General features: G+C 41.8%; 17 protein-coding genes. 9 read left to right on the forward strand and 8 right to left on the reverse strand.

Features of this window, described 5'->3' with window-relative positions; genetic code table 11:
* The 5 genes from V7K61_RS15065 to V7K61_RS15085 all read right to left on the reverse strand — a co-directional run.
* A partial coding sequence (locus V7K61_RS15065) for a DUF29 domain-containing protein (protein ID WP_335054211.1) occupies positions 1-492 on the reverse strand: 492 nt, incomplete at its 3' end.
* Positions 493-537: 45 nt separating this feature from the next.
* Positions 538-795, reverse strand: coding sequence for a BrnA antitoxin family protein (locus V7K61_RS15070; RefSeq protein WP_292741036.1), 258 nt, complete (start codon positions 793-795; stop codon positions 538-540).
* 22 nt (positions 796-817) lie between these two features.
* Positions 818-1,072: a DUF433 domain-containing protein gene (locus V7K61_RS15075; protein ID WP_335054214.1), complete on the reverse strand. Its 255-nt coding sequence runs from the start codon at positions 1,070-1,072 to the stop codon at positions 818-820.
* Positions 1,073-1,085: 13 nt separating this feature from the next.
* Positions 1,086-1,364 carry a LapA family protein gene (locus V7K61_RS15080; RefSeq protein ID WP_335054216.1) on the reverse strand — a complete coding sequence of 93 codons (279 nt, stop codon included), beginning with the start codon at positions 1,362-1,364 and terminating at the stop codon, positions 1,086-1,088.
* Positions 1,365-1,422: 58 nt separating this feature from the next.
* Entirely contained in the window at positions 1,423-2,847 is a 1,425-nt protein-coding gene (locus tag V7K61_RS15085; protein ID WP_335054218.1) for a phosphoglucomutase/phosphomannomutase family protein, read from the reverse strand.
* A gap of 146 nt (positions 2,848-2,993) precedes the next feature.
* Here V7K61_RS15085 and V7K61_RS15090 point away from each other — a divergent pair, with 146 nt between their 5' ends.
* From V7K61_RS15090 to V7K61_RS15110, 5 genes are all read left to right on the forward strand, one after another.
* Positions 2,994-3,857, forward strand: a complete 864-nt coding sequence (locus tag V7K61_RS15090) for a PD-(D/E)XK nuclease family protein (protein WP_335054220.1) — start codon at positions 2,994-2,996, stop codon at positions 3,855-3,857.
* 246 nt (positions 3,858-4,103) lie between these two features.
* On the forward strand, positions 4,104-4,823 hold the full coding sequence (locus V7K61_RS15095) for a hypothetical protein (RefSeq protein ID WP_335054222.1): 720 nt from the start codon (positions 4,104-4,106) through the stop codon (positions 4,821-4,823).
* Between the two features lie 64 nt (positions 4,824-4,887).
* Positions 4,888-5,583: a hypothetical protein gene (locus V7K61_RS15100; protein ID WP_335054224.1), complete on the forward strand. Its 696-nt coding sequence runs from the start codon at positions 4,888-4,890 to the stop codon at positions 5,581-5,583.
* A 73-nt stretch (positions 5,584-5,656) separates the two neighbouring features.
* Positions 5,657-6,349 carry a hypothetical protein gene (locus V7K61_RS15105; RefSeq protein WP_335054225.1) on the forward strand — a complete coding sequence of 231 codons (693 nt, stop codon included), beginning with the start codon at positions 5,657-5,659 and terminating at the stop codon, positions 6,347-6,349.
* A 73-nt stretch (positions 6,350-6,422) separates the two neighbouring features.
* Positions 6,423-7,112 carry a hypothetical protein gene (locus V7K61_RS15110; protein WP_335054227.1) on the forward strand — a complete coding sequence of 230 codons (690 nt, stop codon included), beginning with the start codon at positions 6,423-6,425 and terminating at the stop codon, positions 7,110-7,112.
* Between the two features lie 86 nt (positions 7,113-7,198).
* Here the strand turns inward: V7K61_RS15110 and V7K61_RS15115 are convergent, their stop codons facing one another.
* On the reverse strand, positions 7,199-8,869 hold the full coding sequence (locus tag V7K61_RS15115) for a transglutaminase family protein (RefSeq protein ID WP_335054229.1): 1,671 nt from the start codon (positions 8,867-8,869) through the stop codon (positions 7,199-7,201).
* 435 nt (positions 8,870-9,304) lie between these two features.
* On the opposite strand from V7K61_RS15115, the gene V7K61_RS15120 reads away from it, so the two are divergent.
* Both V7K61_RS15120 and recF read left to right on the forward strand, forming a co-directional pair.
* The gene (locus V7K61_RS15120) at positions 9,305-12,163 is read left to right on the forward strand and encodes a cation-translocating P-type ATPase (RefSeq protein WP_335054231.1); all 2,859 of its coding nucleotides are present in this window, start codon (positions 9,305-9,307) and stop codon (positions 12,161-12,163) included.
* Between the two features lie 137 nt (positions 12,164-12,300).
* Positions 12,301-13,422: a DNA replication/repair protein RecF gene (gene recF / locus V7K61_RS15125; protein WP_335054233.1), complete on the forward strand. Its 1,122-nt coding sequence runs from the start codon at positions 12,301-12,303 to the stop codon at positions 13,420-13,422.
* Positions 13,423-13,666: 244 nt separating this feature from the next.
* Here recF and V7K61_RS15130 read toward each other — a convergent pair whose 3' ends face one another.
* Entirely contained in the window at positions 13,667-14,137 is a 471-nt protein-coding gene (locus V7K61_RS15130) for an MgtC/SapB family protein (protein WP_335054235.1), read from the reverse strand.
* 878 nt (positions 14,138-15,015) lie between these two features.
* Between V7K61_RS15130 and V7K61_RS15135 the strand changes: the two genes are divergently transcribed.
* Entirely contained in the window at positions 15,016-17,364 is a 2,349-nt protein-coding gene (locus V7K61_RS15135) for a putative PEP-binding protein (protein WP_335054237.1), read from the forward strand.
* 301 nt (positions 17,365-17,665) lie between these two features.
* Complete coding sequence (locus V7K61_RS15140; protein WP_335054239.1) at positions 17,666-18,490, forward strand: NAD-dependent epimerase/dehydratase family protein; 825 nt, start codon at positions 17,666-17,668, stop codon at positions 18,488-18,490.
* Positions 18,491-18,702: 212 nt separating this feature from the next.
* On the opposite strand, the gene V7K61_RS15145 is transcribed toward V7K61_RS15140, so the two are convergent.
* Complete coding sequence (locus V7K61_RS15145; protein ID WP_335054241.1) at positions 18,703-19,359, reverse strand: DUF1361 domain-containing protein; 657 nt, start codon at positions 19,357-19,359, stop codon at positions 18,703-18,705.
* Between the last annotated feature and the right edge of the window lie 343 nt (positions 19,360-19,702).

Raw genomic sequence — 19,702 nt, forward strand, 5'->3', positions numbered from 1 at the left:
CAAGCTGAGAACATCGAGAGCCGTGTGCAGTGAAAGTTGCACGCACGGATCTAACTGAGAGGTGCGGGGAATAATATCCCCCATCGACTCAACCTCTACAGAATATGGGCACTCTTCTGGAAACACAGATACAAGTATTCCCGTTTGCTTGGCTGCTTGGCGACGTGCCCTTTGATAACTTTCCTCAAGTTGCTCTGTAGAATAGCTCTTAAGACTAGGACTATCTTCTATGGCTAACTTAATTTGGGTGCGAGAATCAGTGATGTAATCGAGCCAACTATCTGAGCGAGGCTGGGGTTGATATTGCCATTTGAGCAGATGTAACAGCAAACGAGTTAGTTGACTGGCAATAGCCCGCCGTTCACTTTTGCCCAAGCCTTCAACCTCTTCAATCAGATGTTCTATATCAACTTCATGCCAGCGATGCGATCGCAATAGTTGAGCTGTCTGTTCAATCCACAAGTTAAAATCTGCTTTATAAGTTGCGCTCATAACCTTTATCGATCAGCCGCATAGCTTAGGCAAGCCAAAATATCTTTATTTTCCAATGCGTTCAAGTTCTTCTCGCAATACTCGCCGTAATGTATCTTCTAACGGTTCACGGCGCTGCTGAATGTACTCACGCAAGGCATCGTTAATCAAAGTTTGGTAATTTCCTCCACCTGCTGCGTGAACTTGGTCACGAAACCATGCTAATACTTCATCATCTAGGCGAATTGTAATTCGAGTTTTGCCTGTTGATGTTGATTCAATCGCTCCCCGCTTGCCCTGGCTAAAATCATACTCAGCTTCCATAGTTTTTAAATCTAATACAGTGTCAAAACTCCCAAATTTGGATTTTTGTCAAAAGCTTTTGCATTGTCAACATTTGCCGTTCTCGATCAGCCGCATAGCTTAGGCAAGCCAAAATATCCTCTTGTGTCAAATAAGGAAAGTCATCAAGCAGTTCCTCGTAGGTCATCCCAGAGGCAAGATAAGATAAGACATCGTATACAGTAATTCGCATTCCTCGAATACAAGGCTTACCACTTCGTTTTCCTGGTTCGATTGTAATAATGTTTTGATACTGCACAGCTATTCAACCCTCAAAAGTCTTCATCATCAACAAAAAACTCTGCATCGTCTTCCAATCGAGAATTACGCTGCCCAATACCAGCAAGTCCCCACAGAGGTTGCAGCAGCGCCATACCAATTAACCCGATAACGGCACTAAAAGCTAGCACTAAACCCATTGGTATCTGAATCGATTGAAATGTTAAGAATTTTAACGATACGGGTGTGGCATTTTGGACTGAAATAATTGCGATCGCGATTACCCAAACCGCCACAACTAGAGATGTCAAAAAAGGAGCGAAAGTTTTCATATCTTAATAAAATTTATGAGTTAATAATTCTTAACTCATAACTCCTAACTTTGAATTATTAAACTGCAAGTGTTTTTAGTTTAGCAATGGCACTCTCCAACTCTTGGGCGATTTGGGTGAGTTTTTCGGGAGTGTTGGTTTCAAGGTAAACGCGCACCAGTGGTTCTGTACCGGAAGGACGTAGTAAAACCCAGCTACCTTCTTCTAAATACAGCTTAATACCGTCTTTACGCCCCACTTCCTTGACTTTTATTCCTGCTACCTCTGTAGGTGGATTTTTGGTAAAGGAGTCGATGACGGCGGTTTTATGCGTTTCTGTGAGGTGCAAGTCTAGACGGTTGTTGTAAAGTGGGCCATCGGCTTCGGCGATCGCTTCCTTAACGAGTAGACTTAAAGGCTTACCTTCATAAGCGATCGCTTCTGCCACCAGCATATCGGCTAATATCCCGTCTTTTTCGGGAATATGCCCAAGAATACTCAAACCACCTGATTCCTCTCCACCAATTAATACAGCAGTTTCCCGCATTTTTTCGCCAATGTATTTAAAACCAACTGCTGTTTCGTAAATTTGCAGCCCATTTTTAGCAGCAAAATTATCTAGCAGGTGAGTTGTAGCGACAGTGCGGACGATCGCGCCAGTTTTACCTTTATTTTTGATTAAATGACGTGCTAGGAGTAGCAGCACAGTATTCGGAGTGAGGACGGTTCCTTGTTCATCAACGATACCAAAGCGATCGCTATCTCCATCTGTCGCCAAACCCAAATCAGCGCGATCGCGAACTACTGCTTCTACTAACTCAACTAATTGTTCTCCTTTGGGTTCTGGCATTCCACCCCCAAATAAAACATCTCTCCAATCGTGGAAACTTTCTAATTGAACGCCACTATGTTGCAAAACTTCATCTAAATAGCCGCGAGAGGTAGAATACAAAGCATCGTACTTTACCTTTAAATTAGCGCTTCTGATCTTTTCTACATCAAGTAGAGTGTAGATAAATTGTAGGTAATCTGGTTTCGGATCGAAAATTGAAATTGAACCTGATGGGTTGCTCCCAGGTAACTCATCCGATGCACCTTCTATATTTGCCACAATGGTATCAGTAATCTCTGGAGTGGCAGGCCCAGCATAATCGGGTATATATTTAATTCCACAGTAAGGTGCTGGATTATGGCTAGCAGTAAACATTAACGCCCCAGCGGAATTTAGGTGACGGGCATTGTAGGCAATTACTGGTGTAGGGCAATCCCGATCGGTAATTTTTACAGTCCAACCCAAATCTGCTAATACTTGGGCCGCTGTTTGGGCAAACTGGTCAGCTAAAAAGCGAGTATCGTAGGCAATAAGTACTGGTCTATTTTTTGTGTAGGCTGTATCCAAGTAAGTGGCGATTGCCCTTGTTACTTTTCTCACATTGGGGAAAGTAAAGTCATCGGCAATAATCCCTCGCCAGCCATCGGTACCAAATTTTATCTTGCTAGACATTTTTGCCACTTGCTCCGGTACATTATCAGTACTATAAAAGCTTCCCGCAAAGCTTGTGTGGCAGCAAGTATTCTCCGAAGTTCTTTTCTAAGAAAGCCTTAGTTTAAACTTCTCCCCACCGTATTTTCTCTCACTGTTTCTGAGCAATGTCAACCCCCGATCGACCTTTTGCCAGTTATCACCTTTGGTCTCTAGTTGCCCCAGCGATCGGGCAAGAACGCTGGCATTGCCAGATGAGACGGGGGTTTATCAAAGCGCGGCAACACGAACCACAAGTCAAAGCCCTTTTAGGGCAAGCCACTGCACCCCAGCGGATTGGCATACTCGCCCAAAAAGGCATTTATGAGTTTCATCATCACACGCATCTGTTGAAGCAAGCAGATGGTGTAGAAAGAGTTGCCCAGCTACTTAAATTAGGCAACTCAAGCGTTCAAGTCCAGCAACGCGTGCTGCAAATTTTACAAAAATATCACGATGCGCCGTTGCTTTTGGATAAAGATATTATCCAATTAACTCCAGGTGATGAAGGCTTTCCCAAACCGATAGTAGTTGAACAAGAAGATTATTGCTTTCGCTTATATGCGGCTATGGACTGCGTTTTCATTGAGTCTGATAGCACTTTACATATTTTGGATTTCAAAACTGGTAAATCAGCTTTCGACAAACGACAGGCATTAGTTTACTTATTAGCTGCTCGTTATCTTTACCCTGGACGAGAAGCTGTTGCATCATTTTATAATTTAGAAATATGTAAAAAGTCTGAGTTAATTAGCATTAATAATAGTGAATTAGAATCCTTAAAATTTGAGTTAGCGAATATTGCTCATAAACATCAGCACGATTTGCAAAAATATCAGGAAGAAAATACTAATTTTAGTAAAATATTCCCTCCTAATCCTGGCTCCCACTGCCGCTTTTGCCCATTCAATTCTATCTGTGAGTTTGCCGATTTTAAGCAGCATCAATCATATCCACTGCCCAGTTTAAGAAGTTTAAGAGTTAATAGCTAATTAGTTTATTTATTTACCTTGGTTCGATTTTCAAAAAAATCTACTAAATACTCGTATTTTTACTGGACTGATTCTCTTCTCCTATCAGACAACCTATAGGATTACTATTTGATTTTTGAACAACACGTAGGGTGTGTTATCGCGAAGCGTAACGCACCATTTTCAAGGGTTTGGTGCGTTAGACTAAAGTCATAACGCACCCTACAAATACTTAATTTTTTCAGAAATCAAACCGGATTCCTATAGATGTCAGATACATCGATTTTTCTCTTTGGTTGTAAGGAGTTAAGATTAGTGCGATTAACCGCAAATAAATCTGTATTTAGATTAGTAGGAATTTCGACGTTTATTTTACTTCCAATATTTAAGGGGATTTTACCTCAAACTGTTTATGCATTGCTGTCGTCTCTAGACGCTTGTGCTATTCAACCTGAATGTGCCGCTGCTGGCTCGGAATTAGCTCCTACTGCGAAGGCTGCAATTAGCACAACTAAAGCTCAAAATGAGCAGGTTCCAAATAAAGCTCAAGAGAGATATTGTTCTTTTTATCCACTTAATTTAGTTTGTGGGCCACAAGGTCAATCTTCAGTTCTTTATAATTACAAATTCCACCAAACAGTACATTACAGAAAGTCTGGTTCTCCCGACAAATTTGTAACTCATCATTTTCGAAGTTGGCGACCTATTCCAGGGGCAATTAGAAGTTTAGTTAATCAATATGCAGACCGTGATTTTGGTGGTGGTTATCCTCCATCTGGTGATTATGTAACCTGGATTCGTTTAAATGATGGAGATGGTAATAATCAAACTCGTGGAGTCGTTTATGAATATTCAACTGGCGACACCATGACATGGGATGATTATGCAAATTATTCTAACAATAATGTTGAGGGAGAATGGATTAGCGATGTGGTTCGTGCTGATACAGTGCCAAATAATTCGTCCCCTCGTGATAGAAAAGATTGACCTTAATAAAAGCACGATGTAGTTGTTCAATTACTAAATCTTCACCAAATTAGAGGTTGCTAGCATGAAAGAGCTTTTTACGCTTCTCCAAAAGATTAAAGAAAATCCAGCTATCTACATAGACAAACCATCAATTACTTGTCTTCATTCATTCTTAACTGGGTACATAGATAGTCTAATTACACTCGGATTTACTGACATAAACTCTTGTGGAATGGAAGGGTTTCAAGAATGGATACAAGAAAGAGCAAAAACTAATTTGACTCAATCTTGGGCTGGGATAATTCTCTCTTGCTCTGGAAGTGAACAAGCTGCTTTTAATAGATTCTTTGAAGAATTTGAGCAGTTCTTAAAGCAGAAAAATGATTCAAAAGTTAAAAAAAGTGAAGACATTTCAATGCTTAGTGAGGAGATGAGTTTTCCTCGGTTTGATATTTACAACGAGATTCCAAGTAATATAAAGAAAAGACCAGGAATGTTTTTAGGCAGAAGTTCAATTACTAGACTTGATATGCTTCTGCGAGGATATAGTCTGGCTCGAAGAGAAGTTGGCGTACCTCCAACTGAGCCAGAAAGGGAATTTGAAGGTTTTCAATCATGGGTTGAAGAAAAATATAGAATTAACTCAGGTCAATCATGGTCTAAAATAATTCTTTTCTATTCTGTAGACGAGCATGAGGCACTACACAAATTTTTTGAATTGTTTGAAGAATACTTGAACAGGAATAAGAGTTTAGAAATAGACGAAAATAGTGGTTAAGCAGAAATTATTAAAGTGCATTAGCTTACAGCATAATACACTTTAGTCCTTAAATTAAATTGGAGTAATCAATATGATGAATCTTTCTACGCTTCTCCAAAAGATTAAAGAAAATCCCGTCATGTACATAGATAAGCCATCAATTACTTGCCTTCGTTCCTTTGCCTGGGGGTATTTAAGTCAACTAAGTAATTTAGGATTAACTCCTGAAGGCGACCCAATGGAAGGATTTAATGAATGGATGCAAGAAACAGAAAAAATTAATACAACTCAATCTTGGGTTGAGATAATTCTGTTTCTTTCTAGTAGTGAAAGAGATGCTTTTTATAGTTTTTTTGAATTGTTTGAAAAGTTCATAAAGCAGAAAACCAATTCAAAAATGCAAAAAAATGAAGACATTTTAAGGCTTCGTCAGGATTTGATGTTTCCTCGGTTTGATATTTACAAGGAGATTCTAGGCGCTATAAAGAAAAGACCAGGAATGTATTTAGGAGCTAGTCCAATCACTGAACTAGATATGCGTTTGCGAGGATATAGTCTGGCTCGAAGAGAAGTTGGTGTAGCTCCAACTGAGCCAGAAAGGGAATTTGAAGGTTTTCAATCATGGGTTGAAGATAAATATGGAATTAACTCAGGTCAGTCATGGTCTAAAATAATTCTTTTCTATTCTGTAGACGAACATGAGGCACTACAGAAATTTTTTGAATTGTTTGAAGAATACTTGAATAAGAATAAGAGTTTAGAAATAGAGGAAAATAGTGGTTAAGCAGAGAGTATTAAGGTGCGTTAGCCTACGGCATAGCACACTCTAGTCCCTAAATTAAATTGGAGTAATTAATATGATGAATCTTTCTACGCTTCTCCAAAAGATTAAAGAAAATCCCGTTATGTATTTAGAGAAGCCATCAATTACTTATCTGCATTCATTCCTAATTGGATATTTAAGTACTCGAACTGAGATGGGATTAGATAGAGAAGGTTCTGGAATTGAACGTTTTCAAGAGTGGATACAAAAAAGAGAAAAAACTAATGTTTCACAATCATGGGCTCAGATACTTATATTTTCCTGTGGTAGTGATAGAAATGCTTTCTATAGTTTTTTTGAACTGTTTGAAAGGTTTTTAAATGACGAGAGTTCAAAAAAAGATGAGAATGGAAGAAGTCTTAACTATTCTAAGAATGATTTGAAAATTTATGTACGCCCTCTCTATGAGCTTCTGGGTAGTATTAAGAAAAGACCTGGAATGTACTTAGGTAATAATTCCATTACTAAGCTAGATATGCTTCTACGAGGATATAGTCTAGCTCAAAGAGAGGTTGGTATACTCCCAACTGAGCAGGAAAGAGAATTTGAAGGTTTTCAGTTATGGGTTCAAGAAAAATATGGGATTAACTCAGGTCAGTCATGGTCTAAAATAATTCTTTTTTATTCTGTAGATGAGCATGAGGCACTACAGAAATTTTTTGAATTGTTTGAAGAATACTTGAATAAGAATAAGAGTTTAGAAATAGAGGAAAATAGTGGTTAAGCAGAGAGTATTAAAGTGCGTTAGCCTACGGCATAACACACCCTACTCACTTTCTCATGGTCTTTCCCAATTCCCAATGTCCTAATTTAAAAAGGTGGTAATTCTTTAAGAATTGTGAACCGGATATGATTTATCGCTAAATCACCAATGGGGATATCTTCTTTGGTTAGCCGCGCGCCTTTGCTTGTCACAGTTTCAAAGGTGATACCTTTGCCAATTTCAATGTGATACCAGCATAAGCCCATAAAAAAGCGCGTTGGATAAGGCCCACCTTCACCTATATCATCAGGATTTGATTCCATTGGCAACCAGCCAAAATTGGGGACGTAGAATTCTAGCCAAACATGATTAAAGTCGGGTTGTAGCGGTACACCTATGAAGTCACTATGGGGAGGACATTTGTACCTGCCTACGGTGCGGCAGGGGATGCCATTTAAACGGGATAGGGCAAGTAAGACGCCGACATATTCGCCACAGGAACCAACACCCCGCTCTAAAACCGTATCTGGAGTGTCAATGTAAGGTTTAATACCGTAGGATAATTCATCGTAAACGTAGTTGCGGATGCTGTGCATTTTCCGCAGCACATTGGTTTCAGAACCAATCGCTTCTCTGGCGGCACGGCGAACAATGGTGGTATCCATTGCTAAATCGTCGTCATCCACTAAGTAACGTGTTTGTAATTCTGGGGAAAGTTCAGGAACGTCTTCTACATCTCTGGGTGTAATCCGATATTTAATCCCTCGAACTTCCAAAAGTGCTTTCCAGCCAAATATATGCCGTTCTCCTGGTGCAAGAGAATCAAATTTAAAGACTGCTACACGTTGCCCCTGTACCACTTCTTCGGTAAAGGGTATGCCAATTGGTTCAACGTGTTTCACCTTTTGACGCTCAGTTTCCGATGGTAGGGCGATGCGCCATTCGACATCGGGTAAAGAAACCTCGTCTAAGGGTGCAATTTCTTCAGCATAAGACATTTCAATCAGATAGCCGTTAGAGAGGGCATAACGCTTATCTGGTTGGTAATGATAATACAGAGGATGAATAAAAGTGCGATCGCGGAATGTTAATTCATGACTCGGATCGGCATTGGGGTTATCCCGGATATAAGGCTCCTCTGAGGCGTAGGCGACGTAAATACTTTCTTTGCCTGTTTCGGCATTTTTATGGATTGCGATGCCTGTAGGACATTCAAAGGGTGTCAGGACGCTAAATTGCAGCTCTCCCGTGGCTCTGTCCATCGCGTAAACTGATTGTTCGATGCGATCGCAAATCCATAGCATTTCTTGGTTGACTGCCAAATTCTCTATCCCAACTCCAGGGGCATAGAATCTGGTAATTTCTTTTCGCGTTTCGCGGTCAAAAACCAGAATGTAGCCTAGTCTTTGGCAACTAACATAAACTGTTGTTTCCCAAACAGCAACGCCATCAGCGGCATAAGGCAATGTTACAAAATGTTCCAGATCCAAAGCATCGAGCTTGCACAAAAAAACACTATTTTCTCGGCTCACCCACAGGGTATCATCCCACGCAGCTAAACCAGTGACATCGGTAAATTCTTCAACTTGATGGGAATTGAGAATTTTGCTGTTGTCAGAGGTGGGATCGATCTCTAGTAGATGCCCTTTGATACTGTCAATAGCAATCAGTCTATCTTTGATGAAAGTAATGCCACACAGGGCAGCAGCAGTAAGCGGTCGAATTGTTTTTTGCCCAAACATCTGGCTAACGGTCAAAGTGGGGAGTGCAAAACTCATAAAACCTTGTGGTAAGTGTAAAAAACCCTCACCTTTAGGTAGGGGAGGAAACATGACTCAAGCGGTTTTACCGCCGTCACACCAATTGCTGGATATGGAAAATCCTAGTCGAGCAATGGCTCCCCTAATTGGGGTAGATGAAGAGTGGTGAGTTAAAAGACTGCCCACAATGGGCGTTGCTCTTACCAAGTACATCTAGTGGTTTTCGATCGCCACGTTTACAGCGGGCTACTAATAATTATCGGTACAATGTGTTCCGATAAACTCTTTCGTGAGAAATAATACTATGTCAAAACGGGAGGAATTTACAAATGTTAAGAATTACATATACACTCATACAACTGGGCGATCGCCTTAATGTAACTTTAGGAGATGCAATTCCTGGCATCACTAAATTATGATCGAATTTTGTAACCATTTGCTGTGACCTACACGATGTCTGCTAATTCTCTGCCTGAAGGTGCCGCCGTTTGGCATAGTTTAGAAGTTGATAAAGCGCTAGACCTGCTTGATAGTAATGCAGACAGCGGCTTAACACCCCAAGAAATTCAACAGAGATTACAAAAATACGGCCCCAACGAACTTGAAGAAATTGCTGGCCGTAGTGCTTGGGAAATTTTGCTGGATCAGTTCAAGAACATTATGTTATTGATGCTGATTGGCGTAGCTCTCATTTCTGGGTTTTTAGACCTGATGGCTTTGCGATCGGGCAGCTTGAAGCCCGGTGAAGTGCCATTTAAAGATACGATCGCGATTTTAGCAATTGTCATCCTCAATGGCATACTCGGCTACGTCCAAGAAAGCCGCGCCGAAAAAGCCTTGGCTGCTTTGAAAAAAATGACTTCTCCCTTAGTGCGGGTGATCCGCGACACCAGACTGGTGGAGATAGCAGCTAAAGAACTAGTTCCAGGGGATGTAATGCTGCTAGAAGCTGGGATGCAGATAGCCGCAGATGGACGCTTGATCGAACAGTCTAATTTACAAGTGCGTGAGTCGGCATTGACTGGTGAAGCCGAAGCGGTGAATAAACAGGCATCACTAAAATTGCCGGAGGACACATCATTAGGCGATCGCCTCAATGTTGTCTTTCAAGGAACTGAAGTAGTCCAAGGACGTGCCAAGGTTCTGGTGACGAACACCGGCATGACTACAGAACTGGGTAAAATTGCTGCGATGTTGCAGGCGGTAGAAAGTGAACCTACGCCTTTACAGCAGCGGATGACTCAACTGGGCAATGTCCTAGTTACAGGTTCTTTAATTCTTGTGGCGATCGTCGTCGTTGGCGGTGTCATCAAGGACGGAGGTTTTAAAAATATTCAAGAACTCTTGGAAGTTTCCTTGAGTATGGCGGTTGCTGTGGTTCCAGAAGGTTTACCAGCTGTAATTACCGTCACCTTGGCACTGGGAACCCAGCGAATGGTTCGCCAAAATGCCTTGATTCGCAAATTGCCAGCAGTGGAAACGTTGGGTTCTGTAACGACCATCTGTTCTGATAAAACTGGCACCCTGACTCAAAATAAAATGGTGGTGCAATCGATTTCCACCAACAATAAAACTTTTCGCGTCAGCGGCGAAGGTTATGCTCCCACAGGAGACTTTCAGTTAAATGGTCAAAAAATTTCCCTAGAGGAGTCTCCAGAAATCTCCGCGTTATCAGTAGCCTGTGCTGTTTGTAATGATTCAGTATTGCAAAAAGAACAAGGTGAATGGGCGATTTTGGGAGATCCGACGGAGGGGGCATTACTCACCCTGGCGGGAAAAGCCGGAATCGAAAAAGACCAGTGGAACAGTAAGTTACCTCGCGTTGCGGAGTTTCCCTTTTCCTCAGAAAGGAAGCGGATGAGCGTGATTGCTAAAGTGGAGGGAATCGCCACAGGTGAAGCATCTTCGAGAGGAATTGATCCGGCGATCGCAGGTTTTCTCCAATCGGAACCTTATTTAATGTTTACCAAAGGTTCTCCAGAGTTAACCTTGGCACGTTGCACTCAGATTCATTTGGGTAATGACACGGGTACTGTAACCGAAGCACAACGCCAGCAAATTTTGGCAGAAAATGACCTGATGGCGAGTAAAGGTCTACGGGTGCTAGGTTTTGCCTACAAACCTTTGTTAGAGATTCCACCGGAAGGTTCAGATGAGACATCCGAGCAAGGCTTAGTATGGCTGGGATTGGTGGGAATGCTAGATGCGCCACGCCCAGAAGTCAGGGCAGCGGTGCAAGAGTGCCGAGAAGCGGGTATCCGCCCAGTGATGATTACTGGCGACCACCAATTAACAGCACGAGCGATCGCCACCGATTTGGGAATTGCCCAAGAAGGCGATCGCGTTCTTACAGGTCAAGAATTGCAGCGGATGACTGACCAGGAATTAGAGCAAAACGTTGACTTGGTGAGCATCTACGCCAGAGTTTCCCCAGAACACAAACTGCGAATTGTTCAAGCACTGCAACGCCGGGGTCGATTTGTGGCGATGACAGGCGATGGTGTCAACGATGCTCCAGCCCTCAAACAAGCCGACATCGGGATTGCAATGGGTATTACTGGCACTGATGTCAGTAAAGAAGCCAGCGACATGGTGTTACTTGATGACAACTTCGCCACTATTGTCAGCGCCACCAAGGAAGGTAGAGTTGTTTATACCAACATCCGCCGCTTTATTAAATACATCCTGGGCAGTAACATTGGTGAAGTTCTGACAATTGCAGCCGCACCTTTAATCGGTTTGGGAGGCGTTCCCCTGACTCCCCTACAAATTTTGTGGATGAACTTGGTGACAGACGGTTTACCAGCCTTGGCATTAGCTGTGGAACCTCCAGAACCGGATGTCATGCAACGTCCGCCTTTTAGTCCCCGCGAAAGTATTTTCGCTAGGGGATTGGGTTCTTATATGATTCGCATTGGGATAATATTTGCCATTATCAGCATTGCCTTGATGTGGTGGGCTTATCAGCATACCCATGCTGCTGGGTATCAAGGCGATCCCGAAACTTGGAAAACAATGGTATTTACTACCTTGTGTATTGCCCAAATGGGTCATGCGATCGCCATTCGCTCCAACAACCGACTGACCATTGAGATGAATCCCTTCTCCAATATCTTTGTACTAGCGGCTGTTGTCGTCACCACGATTTTGCAGCTGATGCTAGTTTATGTCCCACCCCTGCGAGATTTCTTTGGTACTCACTACTTGAATATGCAAGAGTTGGGAGTTTGTATTGGTTTCAGTGCCTTAATGTTTGTCTGGATTGAAGCGGAGAAGATATTTTTGCGGATTATGGGCAAGAAGGCTGTGTAAATTGGTCATTGGGCATAAGAGGCAGAGGTGCGGAGGGGCAGAGGGGCAGAGGGGAAAAACTTACTGCAATTTCTCCCCTGCTCCTCTGCTCCCCTGCTCCCCTGCTCCCCCGCCTCCCTTGCTCCCCACTTTCCACCATGTACCTAAAAACTCTAAACCTCCGACAATTTCGCAATTATCAAGACCAGAAGGTTGAGTTTACTGCTGCCAAAACGATTTTGGTAGGTAATAACGCTCAGGGAAAGTCAAATTTGTTGGAGGCGGTGGAGTTACTGGCGACATTGCGATCGCACCGAATGACCCGCGATCGCGATTTAGTTCAAGAAGGGGAAGCCATAGCCCAAATTGATGCCACCCTTGAGCGACAAACAGGTGTTAGTGACTTGACCTTAACCCTGCGTCGCAATGGTCGCCGTAGCGTTGCTCTCAATGGTGAATCAATCCGCCGTCAAATGGATTTTCTCGGCGTTCTCAATGCAGTCCAATTTTCCAGCTTAGATTTAGAACTAGTACGCGGCGGCCCGGAAGGTCGCCGCAACTGGTTAGATACACTTTTAATTCAACTGGAACCAGTTTATGCTCACATTTTGCAGCAGTATAACCATGTGTTACGCCAGCGCAATGCCTTTCTAAAAAAAACTCAAGACTCAGCACTGGATACAGAGCAATCAGAACTAGCGGTGTGGGATGCACAGTTAGCGACCACAGGAACCAGAGTAATTAGACGACGCGATCGCGCTATCCAAAGATTAGCTCCTATTGCTACCACCTGGCACGGCAGTATTAGCGGCAGTACAGAAGTTCTACAAATCAAGTACGTGCCAAATATTCCTTTAGAGGATAACCAGCCAGAAGAAGTGCAGCAAGCTTTTTTAGCAAAAATTCAGCAGCGAGCGGTTGCTGAAATGCACCAAGGCACAACCCTTGTCGGCCCGCATCGAGACGAAATAGAATTAACTATTAACCAGACACCCGCTCGTCAATATGGTTCTCAAGGTCAACAACGAACCCTGGTTCTAGCCTTAAAATTAGCCGAATTACAATTAATTGAAGAAGTCGTCAAAGAGTCACCATTACTATTACTAGATGATGTTCTTGCCGAACTAGATTTATCCCGCCAAAATCAATTGCTTGATGCCATTCAAGACCGCTTTCAAACCCTGATTACTACCACTCACTTGGGTTCCTTTGATTCCCAATGGTTGAAGTCATCCCAAATTATTTTGGTGAAAGCAGGAGAGTTAACAATTAAAAATTAAAAATTGAAGAAGAATTCAGAAGTCAGAATTCAGGAATCAGAATTAATGAGTGGGGGATTCAGACCCACCACTCATTAAAGACCACTAAATCGGAGATTTAGTGGGGGAATTAAACCCGTTTATTCATCCGCCACTCGCACAGAATTCAATTCTGAATTCTGGCTCCTGACTCCTGAATTCTGTTCTTAAAAATTTATTTAAAGGCATTTTCATCCAGGGATTTATAACGTGCATCTGGATGCCTCTACTCTGATTTTTTGTGATGTTTTTCAAACCTTTTAAAAACATTGAGAACCAAAAAAGTCAGCATAGCACTGATTAATCCTAACTGCCATAAACCACAGCCAGCAGCAATTCCCAATGCAGACGAAACCCAAATAGCCGCTGCTGAGGTGAGTCCGTGAATTTCAAGTTGCTGTGACTCTTGGGAAGATTGGCGCACAATTTCTCCAGCACCGAGAAATCCTACACCAGATGCAATCCCTTGAATCACGCGGCTAAGTGCATCAGGACTAGCTTGCAGTCCTCCTGTTTGCATGATTATTAAGGTAAATAAGGCTGAACCTAAACTCACCAGCATATGAGTTCTTAAACCAGCTGGTTTGCGCCTAATTTGACGTTCTAAGCCGATAATTGCTCCAATCAGCAATGCAATACATAGCCGGAAGCTGATATTCAGCCAATCATTAGTTGCAAGGTAGTAAGTGTTTGCCAATGTTTAGTCTGATCTGGAGAATTCTATATATTAAGTTAAATCGTAATATTTTTATAAAAATAGTACAAAACTATTCTAATGTTTTATTAATGGAGTTTGATCCAATGGGTGTAGTGCAATAGCCTACCTCAATATTTGGAATCTATCAATTCAGGAATGGTTTTGAAACGGAGAATTAATATTTTCCATTATTAGGATTATTTTTCAACAAGATAATATTATTCTGGTTAATAAATGGAGATTTGCATTGTTAAATTGTGTCAGCGATCGCCATTTTGGCAAACTACATGAATTTTAAGTTTATCGAACAGAATTCAGGAGTCAGGAGTCAGAATTCAGCAATGAATTCTTTCCGAAAAAGCGGATGAATAATCGGCGTTTTTGCACCCCCACCAAATTGAAAATTTGGTGGTGCAACAAGACTTGCGCCGGTCTGAATCCCCGACTGATTTATTCTGACTCCTGAATTCTTCTTCAATAAATAGTTGTTTGACTATTTAAAATGACTGAGCCACAAAATTATACCTTAAATTGTTAGATTTAACCTATATACTCAATAATTAAATACGATCCGACCATGTATAAGTCGAGCAAATCAGCTATACAGCGTATTTCAAGTTACTGAAGTACACAACGATTCGTCTCAAAGCCAGGTATAAAGCCTGTTTTACTTCTGATTTCTGACTCCTGTTAGCGCAGCGGGGCGTAGCCCATTCTGAATTTTCCTCTATCCTGCTTCAAAACCCGTAACTTTGTAATTCATGCACAAGAAAACTGCTGTCAGCCCTGAGTACTTTTTATTCAGAAGTCAGTGGATTAACCTGATAACATACCAAAAAGAAATGGCTGTGGCTACAAATAGACAACTAACAAATTGAGTGAATAAACTCTACTGGCTAGACCAAATTAAAGTACAAGACCGTGTCAAAGTAGGTGACAAAGCCTTTTACTTGAGCAAAATTATCCAGCGTGGCTATCCGGTGATGCCTGGTTTTGTAGTTTCGGCAGAAATTTTGCGGCAATTTCTCGAAAATCTCAATAGTTCAGAATCATTAGTAGCTGACTTACCCCATTCTTCGCTACACCTGGATGTCACTAATTGGCGTCAACTCCAGCAGGTGGCAAGTCGCTTGCGCCAAGAAATTCTGACTGCAACTGTAACCCAGGAGTGGGTGAGTCCAATTTTCCAAGCCGCTAGAGAATGGCAAACTAGCTGTTTGATTCTTCGACCTTCTTTGGCAGTATCAACTGCTACTCCAGCTATAAACAACAATATATCGGGTCTACTGGAGTCGGTATTTTGCCAGTGCGAACCGGAAGCGATCGCACTGGCTCTAAAGCGCACCTGGAGTCAAATATTTCGGGCCCGGAGTCTATTATATTGGCAGCACTTAGGAATTAATCTGCAACAAATTAATCTCGCAGTTTTGGTGCAACCTGTTGAAAATGCGATCGCCAGTGGCTCGCTCACAACCAATGCCTCTGGGTGGGAAATTGAGGCTACTTGGGGATTAGGAATTGCGATCGCTCTTGGCGAAGTCCAGCCAGATGTTTACTACATTCAACCGGAAACTGGGGTTGTGCTTGAGCAACAACTGGGCAATAAAATGCTGGCTTATAGCGTTGATGATGCAGCGCCTAAAGTTTTTTCGCAACCCTTGCCGAACTCAGCGTTAACACCAGATCGCTCCTGTCTGATTACCTATCTACTTCCAGAAGCCCAACAAAAACAGTACTCTTTACAAGAAGAATACTTACAACAAATAATTGCTCTGGGAACTCAACTGGTAAGCGAACTAGGTAAAACCTTTACCATTAAATGGACTATCACTCAACAAACGACATCTGGCAAGCTCTACATCACACAAGTGAGTCCTTCAAAATTAATTTCCCACACACACTTCATTAAGGGACTAGGGGCAGCCGGGGGACGGGTTGCAGCCACTGCCCTGGTAATTATTAATCCGCAACAGAAACCCGAACAACTACCGAAGGGAGTCATTTTAGTAATATCAACGATTACACCTGATTGGTTGCCATTCTTACAACAAGTTGGTGGTATTATCACAGAGCAAGGGGGATTAACCAGTCACGCGGCAATTCTAGCTAGAGAATTAGGTATTACAGCAGTAGTAAACGCAACATCTGCCACAACTTTAATCCAAACTGGCGAACGATTGCTGCTTGATGGCGACAGAGGAGAAGTTTATCGCATCAAAGGAGACTCAAAGGAGGAGATGGAGAGAGGGAGAGAAGAAAATCTTCTTTCCTCACATTACCCCAACCCGAAAGCGCCTCATCCTGCTGTTACGTCTCATCTACCTATGATTGCTACCCAACTGCTGGTTAACTTGAGTCAATCCACTTTAATAGAACAAGTACAAAACCTGCCTGTGGATGGAGTGGGATTGTTGCGTTCCGAATTGATGGTACTAAATATATTAAACGGGCAACATCCCAATAGTTGGATTTTAAGCGGGCGTCAGGCAGAATTGTTAGAGCTATGGTCTGAGCAGATTATGCAATTTGCTCGTGCCTTTGCACCAAGACCAGTTTTTTATCGTTCTTTAGATTGGCGATCGCAAGATTTACCATCATTGCGTGATAGTTTAGAATCTTCGCCACAATCGATGTTAGGTGAACGCGGCACTTTTAGCTATTTACGAAATCCCGCAGTCTTTGAGTTGGAACTGAAAGCTTTGGCAAGTGTACAGGAAGCTGGCTACAGCAATGTCAACCTACTTTTGCCTTTTGTGCGGACTGTAGAAGAATTTGTCTTTTGCCGTCGCAAAGTTGAGCAAGCTTTTTTAACCGAAGTAGCGCAGTTTCAATTGTGGATGATGGCAGAAGTGCCAAGTGTACTGTTTTTATTACCAGAATATGTGAAAGCAGGTGTAGCCGGAATTTCCATTGGTACAAATGACCTGACCCAATTATTGCTAGGAGTGGATCGAGAACAAGGACAGCTAGCAAAAGTATTTAATGAACGTCATCCAGCAGTTATGAGTGCGATCGCTCAACTGATCCAAATGGCTAAAAGTGCCGGTATACCTTGTTCAATCTGCGGTCAAGCACCAGCCCTCTATCCAGAAATTATTGATAAATTAGTAGAATGGGGTATTACTTCTATTTCTGTTGAACCGGAAGCAGTCGAACGAACATATCAAGCGATCGCTCGTGCTGAACAACGTCTAATTTTAGCAGCAGCACGACGAAAACTTAATTAGTTAGAAGTAATTCAATTTTAGATTTTAGATTTTTCATGCAATCTAAAATTAAAACTACAAAGTCTAAAATTGCCAGAGTTACGTAAAATTTTAAAATGTCTTTGATGCTAAGTATTCATATCAGTAAATATGATATAGGATTACTATTTGATTTTTGAACAACACGTAGGGTGTGTTATCGCGAAGCGTAACGCACCATTTTCAAGGGTTTGGTGCGTTAGACTAAAGTCATAACGCACCCTACAAATACTTAATTTTTTTCAGAAATCAAACCGGATTCCTATAAATACTCCTGAGTGTTATGAAAGTATTAGTTACTGGCAATGAAGGAATGATTGGTTCGGTTGTTGAAAAAGTTTTGCGTGCTTACGGATGTGAAGTGATTGGCTTTGATATTGCCAATGGTCATAATATTCTAAATCCAAATGAAATTGGTTTAGCACTTCAAGGCTGCGATTCAGTGGTTCATCTTGCAGCGCTACTTGGAAACTCTGAGGATGTGCCAGATGAAATAATGGCAGTCAATCTGCTTGGAACTTGGCATATTCTTTCAGCAGCAGCAGAGGCAAAACTTAAACGTGTTGTTTTCTTCAGCAGTGTTGATGTATTGGGAATCTTTAAAGGTGAGAGAAAACCTGACTATCTTCCTTTGGATGACAATCATCCTTGTTATCCAACTACGCCTTATGCTGTTTCTAAGCACCTTGGTGAAAAAATGTGTCAATACTTTACTAATAGCACAGGTATCCCAACTATTTGTCTGCGACCACCAGGTGTTTTTGATGAAGACACTTACAATTTTATTATTTCCAATCGGCAAGCTAATCCCGATTTTGAGTGGAATCCATTTTGGGAATACGGCGCTTTTCTAGATGTGAGGGACGCGGCAGAAGCAGCGCGATACGCTTTATACTGCCCTAATCCTGGTCATGTTACCTTGCTACTATGCGCTGATGATATTTCTTCGGCGCATCGAACTAGTCAAGAAATGGCTCAATCTCTACTTCCTGAAGTGGATTGGCGCGGAGGTGATGAATATGAACATGAACCTTACAAAGCGTTGATTAACACCCAACTTGCTAAAGAAGTTCTTCAGTGGGTTCCGCGTTACAAATGGCGACCATAAAACAAGGCTTCAGCAGTACAATGCAGACCATCTAGATTCAACGATCTGATAGGACGTTATTCTCAGGTAATGGCGGTTGAAGTTCAACGTTTGCTTCTGAGTTTATTTCACCTCAACGAGGGTTGAGTTGCATCTTTCTTTTGATAGGCAATATTCATCAAGGGAATTGCTAATTAAAAGCCCAAATTTAAAAGCCTAAATCGCCACGTTTATCAAATGTTCGGCGTGTTAGAGTTTGTGCGTTCTGAATTGACGCCGATTCTACTATCTCGTTGGCTAAGACCTAAAGTTACTCGCTTCATAATCCAGTACAAACCTGCAAGTACCACAAAAGTGATAGCAATAATCACCAAGGGCTGTTTTCCCAGAATTTCTTCTACCCCTTTGGTTATTACGGCATCGGGTTGAGTAATAAAATCCCAACTGTTGAAACGCAAAAATCGCCCCCAATAAACACCAACAGCACAGAGAAAATGTGTAATCGTCTCAACGCGCCAAATCCATTGGCTCTTACCGATGCGATGTAAATAGTGACCCCAATTAATTAACGATATTACATAAGCTTCAAATCCACCGAGAATTACTAGCAAATACACAGGAATAAGTACTAAAGTAATCATCCACACCGATTGAATCGTGCGGATATCATCTATCAAGTGAATTACATCGGTTAACAAATATGGTGCATTTGGTAAGAAAGCATAGAAAACTAAGAATCCTAGCCACCAAAGCCAAGTGCCGCCGCGCCTCATGCGAAATAGCCAGACACTCAAAGCCAAAGGTATAAAAGCCAGAAACAAATTCCAAGTCATCCAACTCATATTAATTCGCAAGACTTGCACGACTCTGGCTATCAATTCTTCTTTCATAGGTGCTTTCTCGGAAGATGTTTGATTGATATAGACTCACTTTGTAGTGTTAGTGTTAACTTTAGTGATTGATCGAGTTTTTGTAGCCTCCAAGAAAATTAATTTACTCCAACATCAGACAATATTTTTGTGTCAGTTAGAAGTAAATGCATACTGATATATGCCCAAAATTTAGAGTTTTTGTGTATTTTATGCTGGAGGATGAAATTTATCAATCAATCGGCTTAAGTCACTAGTATAGCCAGAAAATCATCAGGGCAAAAGATACCACCGAAAGGTAGTCTGAGCAACAAAAACACTGCGAATAACTGATGGTGGACTTTTTTAATTGCAATGTTGCCCC

The sequence above is a fragment of the Nostoc sp. genome, assembly GCF_036918015.1.
GTDB lineage: Bacteria > Cyanobacteriota > Cyanobacteriia > Cyanobacteriales > Nostocaceae > Nostoc.

Coding starts and splice junctions, on each gene's coding strand:
- V7K61_RS15070 (WP_292741036.1), bottom strand. CDS start 795: ATGGAAGCTGAGTATGATTTTAGCCAGGGCAAGCGGGGAGCGATTGAA.
- V7K61_RS15080 (WP_335054216.1), bottom strand. CDS start 1,364: ATGAAAACTTTCGCTCCTTTTTTGACATCTCTAGTTGTGGCGGTTTGG.
- V7K61_RS15085 (WP_335054218.1), bottom strand. CDS start 2,847: ATGTCTAGCAAGATAAAATTTGGTACCGATGGCTGGCGAGGGATTATT.
- V7K61_RS15090 (WP_335054220.1), top strand. CDS start 2,994: ATGTCAACCCCCGATCGACCTTTTGCCAGTTATCACCTTTGGTCTCTA.
- V7K61_RS15095 (WP_335054222.1), top strand. CDS start 4,104: ATGTCAGATACATCGATTTTTCTCTTTGGTTGTAAGGAGTTAAGATTA.
- V7K61_RS15100 (WP_335054224.1), top strand. CDS start 4,888: ATGAAAGAGCTTTTTACGCTTCTCCAAAAGATTAAAGAAAATCCAGCT.
- V7K61_RS15105 (WP_335054225.1), top strand. CDS start 5,657: ATGATGAATCTTTCTACGCTTCTCCAAAAGATTAAAGAAAATCCCGTC.
- V7K61_RS15110 (WP_335054227.1), top strand. CDS start 6,423: ATGATGAATCTTTCTACGCTTCTCCAAAAGATTAAAGAAAATCCCGTT.
- V7K61_RS15115 (WP_335054229.1), bottom strand. CDS start 8,869: ATGAGTTTTGCACTCCCCACTTTGACCGTTAGCCAGATGTTTGGGCAA.
- V7K61_RS15120 (WP_335054231.1), top strand. CDS start 9,305: ATGTCTGCTAATTCTCTGCCTGAAGGTGCCGCCGTTTGGCATAGTTTA.
- recF (WP_335054233.1), top strand. CDS start 12,301: ATGTACCTAAAAACTCTAAACCTCCGACAATTTCGCAATTATCAAGAC.
- V7K61_RS15140 (WP_335054239.1), top strand. CDS start 17,666: ATGAAAGTATTAGTTACTGGCAATGAAGGAATGATTGGTTCGGTTGTT.
- V7K61_RS15145 (WP_335054241.1), bottom strand. CDS start 19,359: ATGAAAGAAGAATTGATAGCCAGAGTCGTGCAAGTCTTGCGAATTAAT.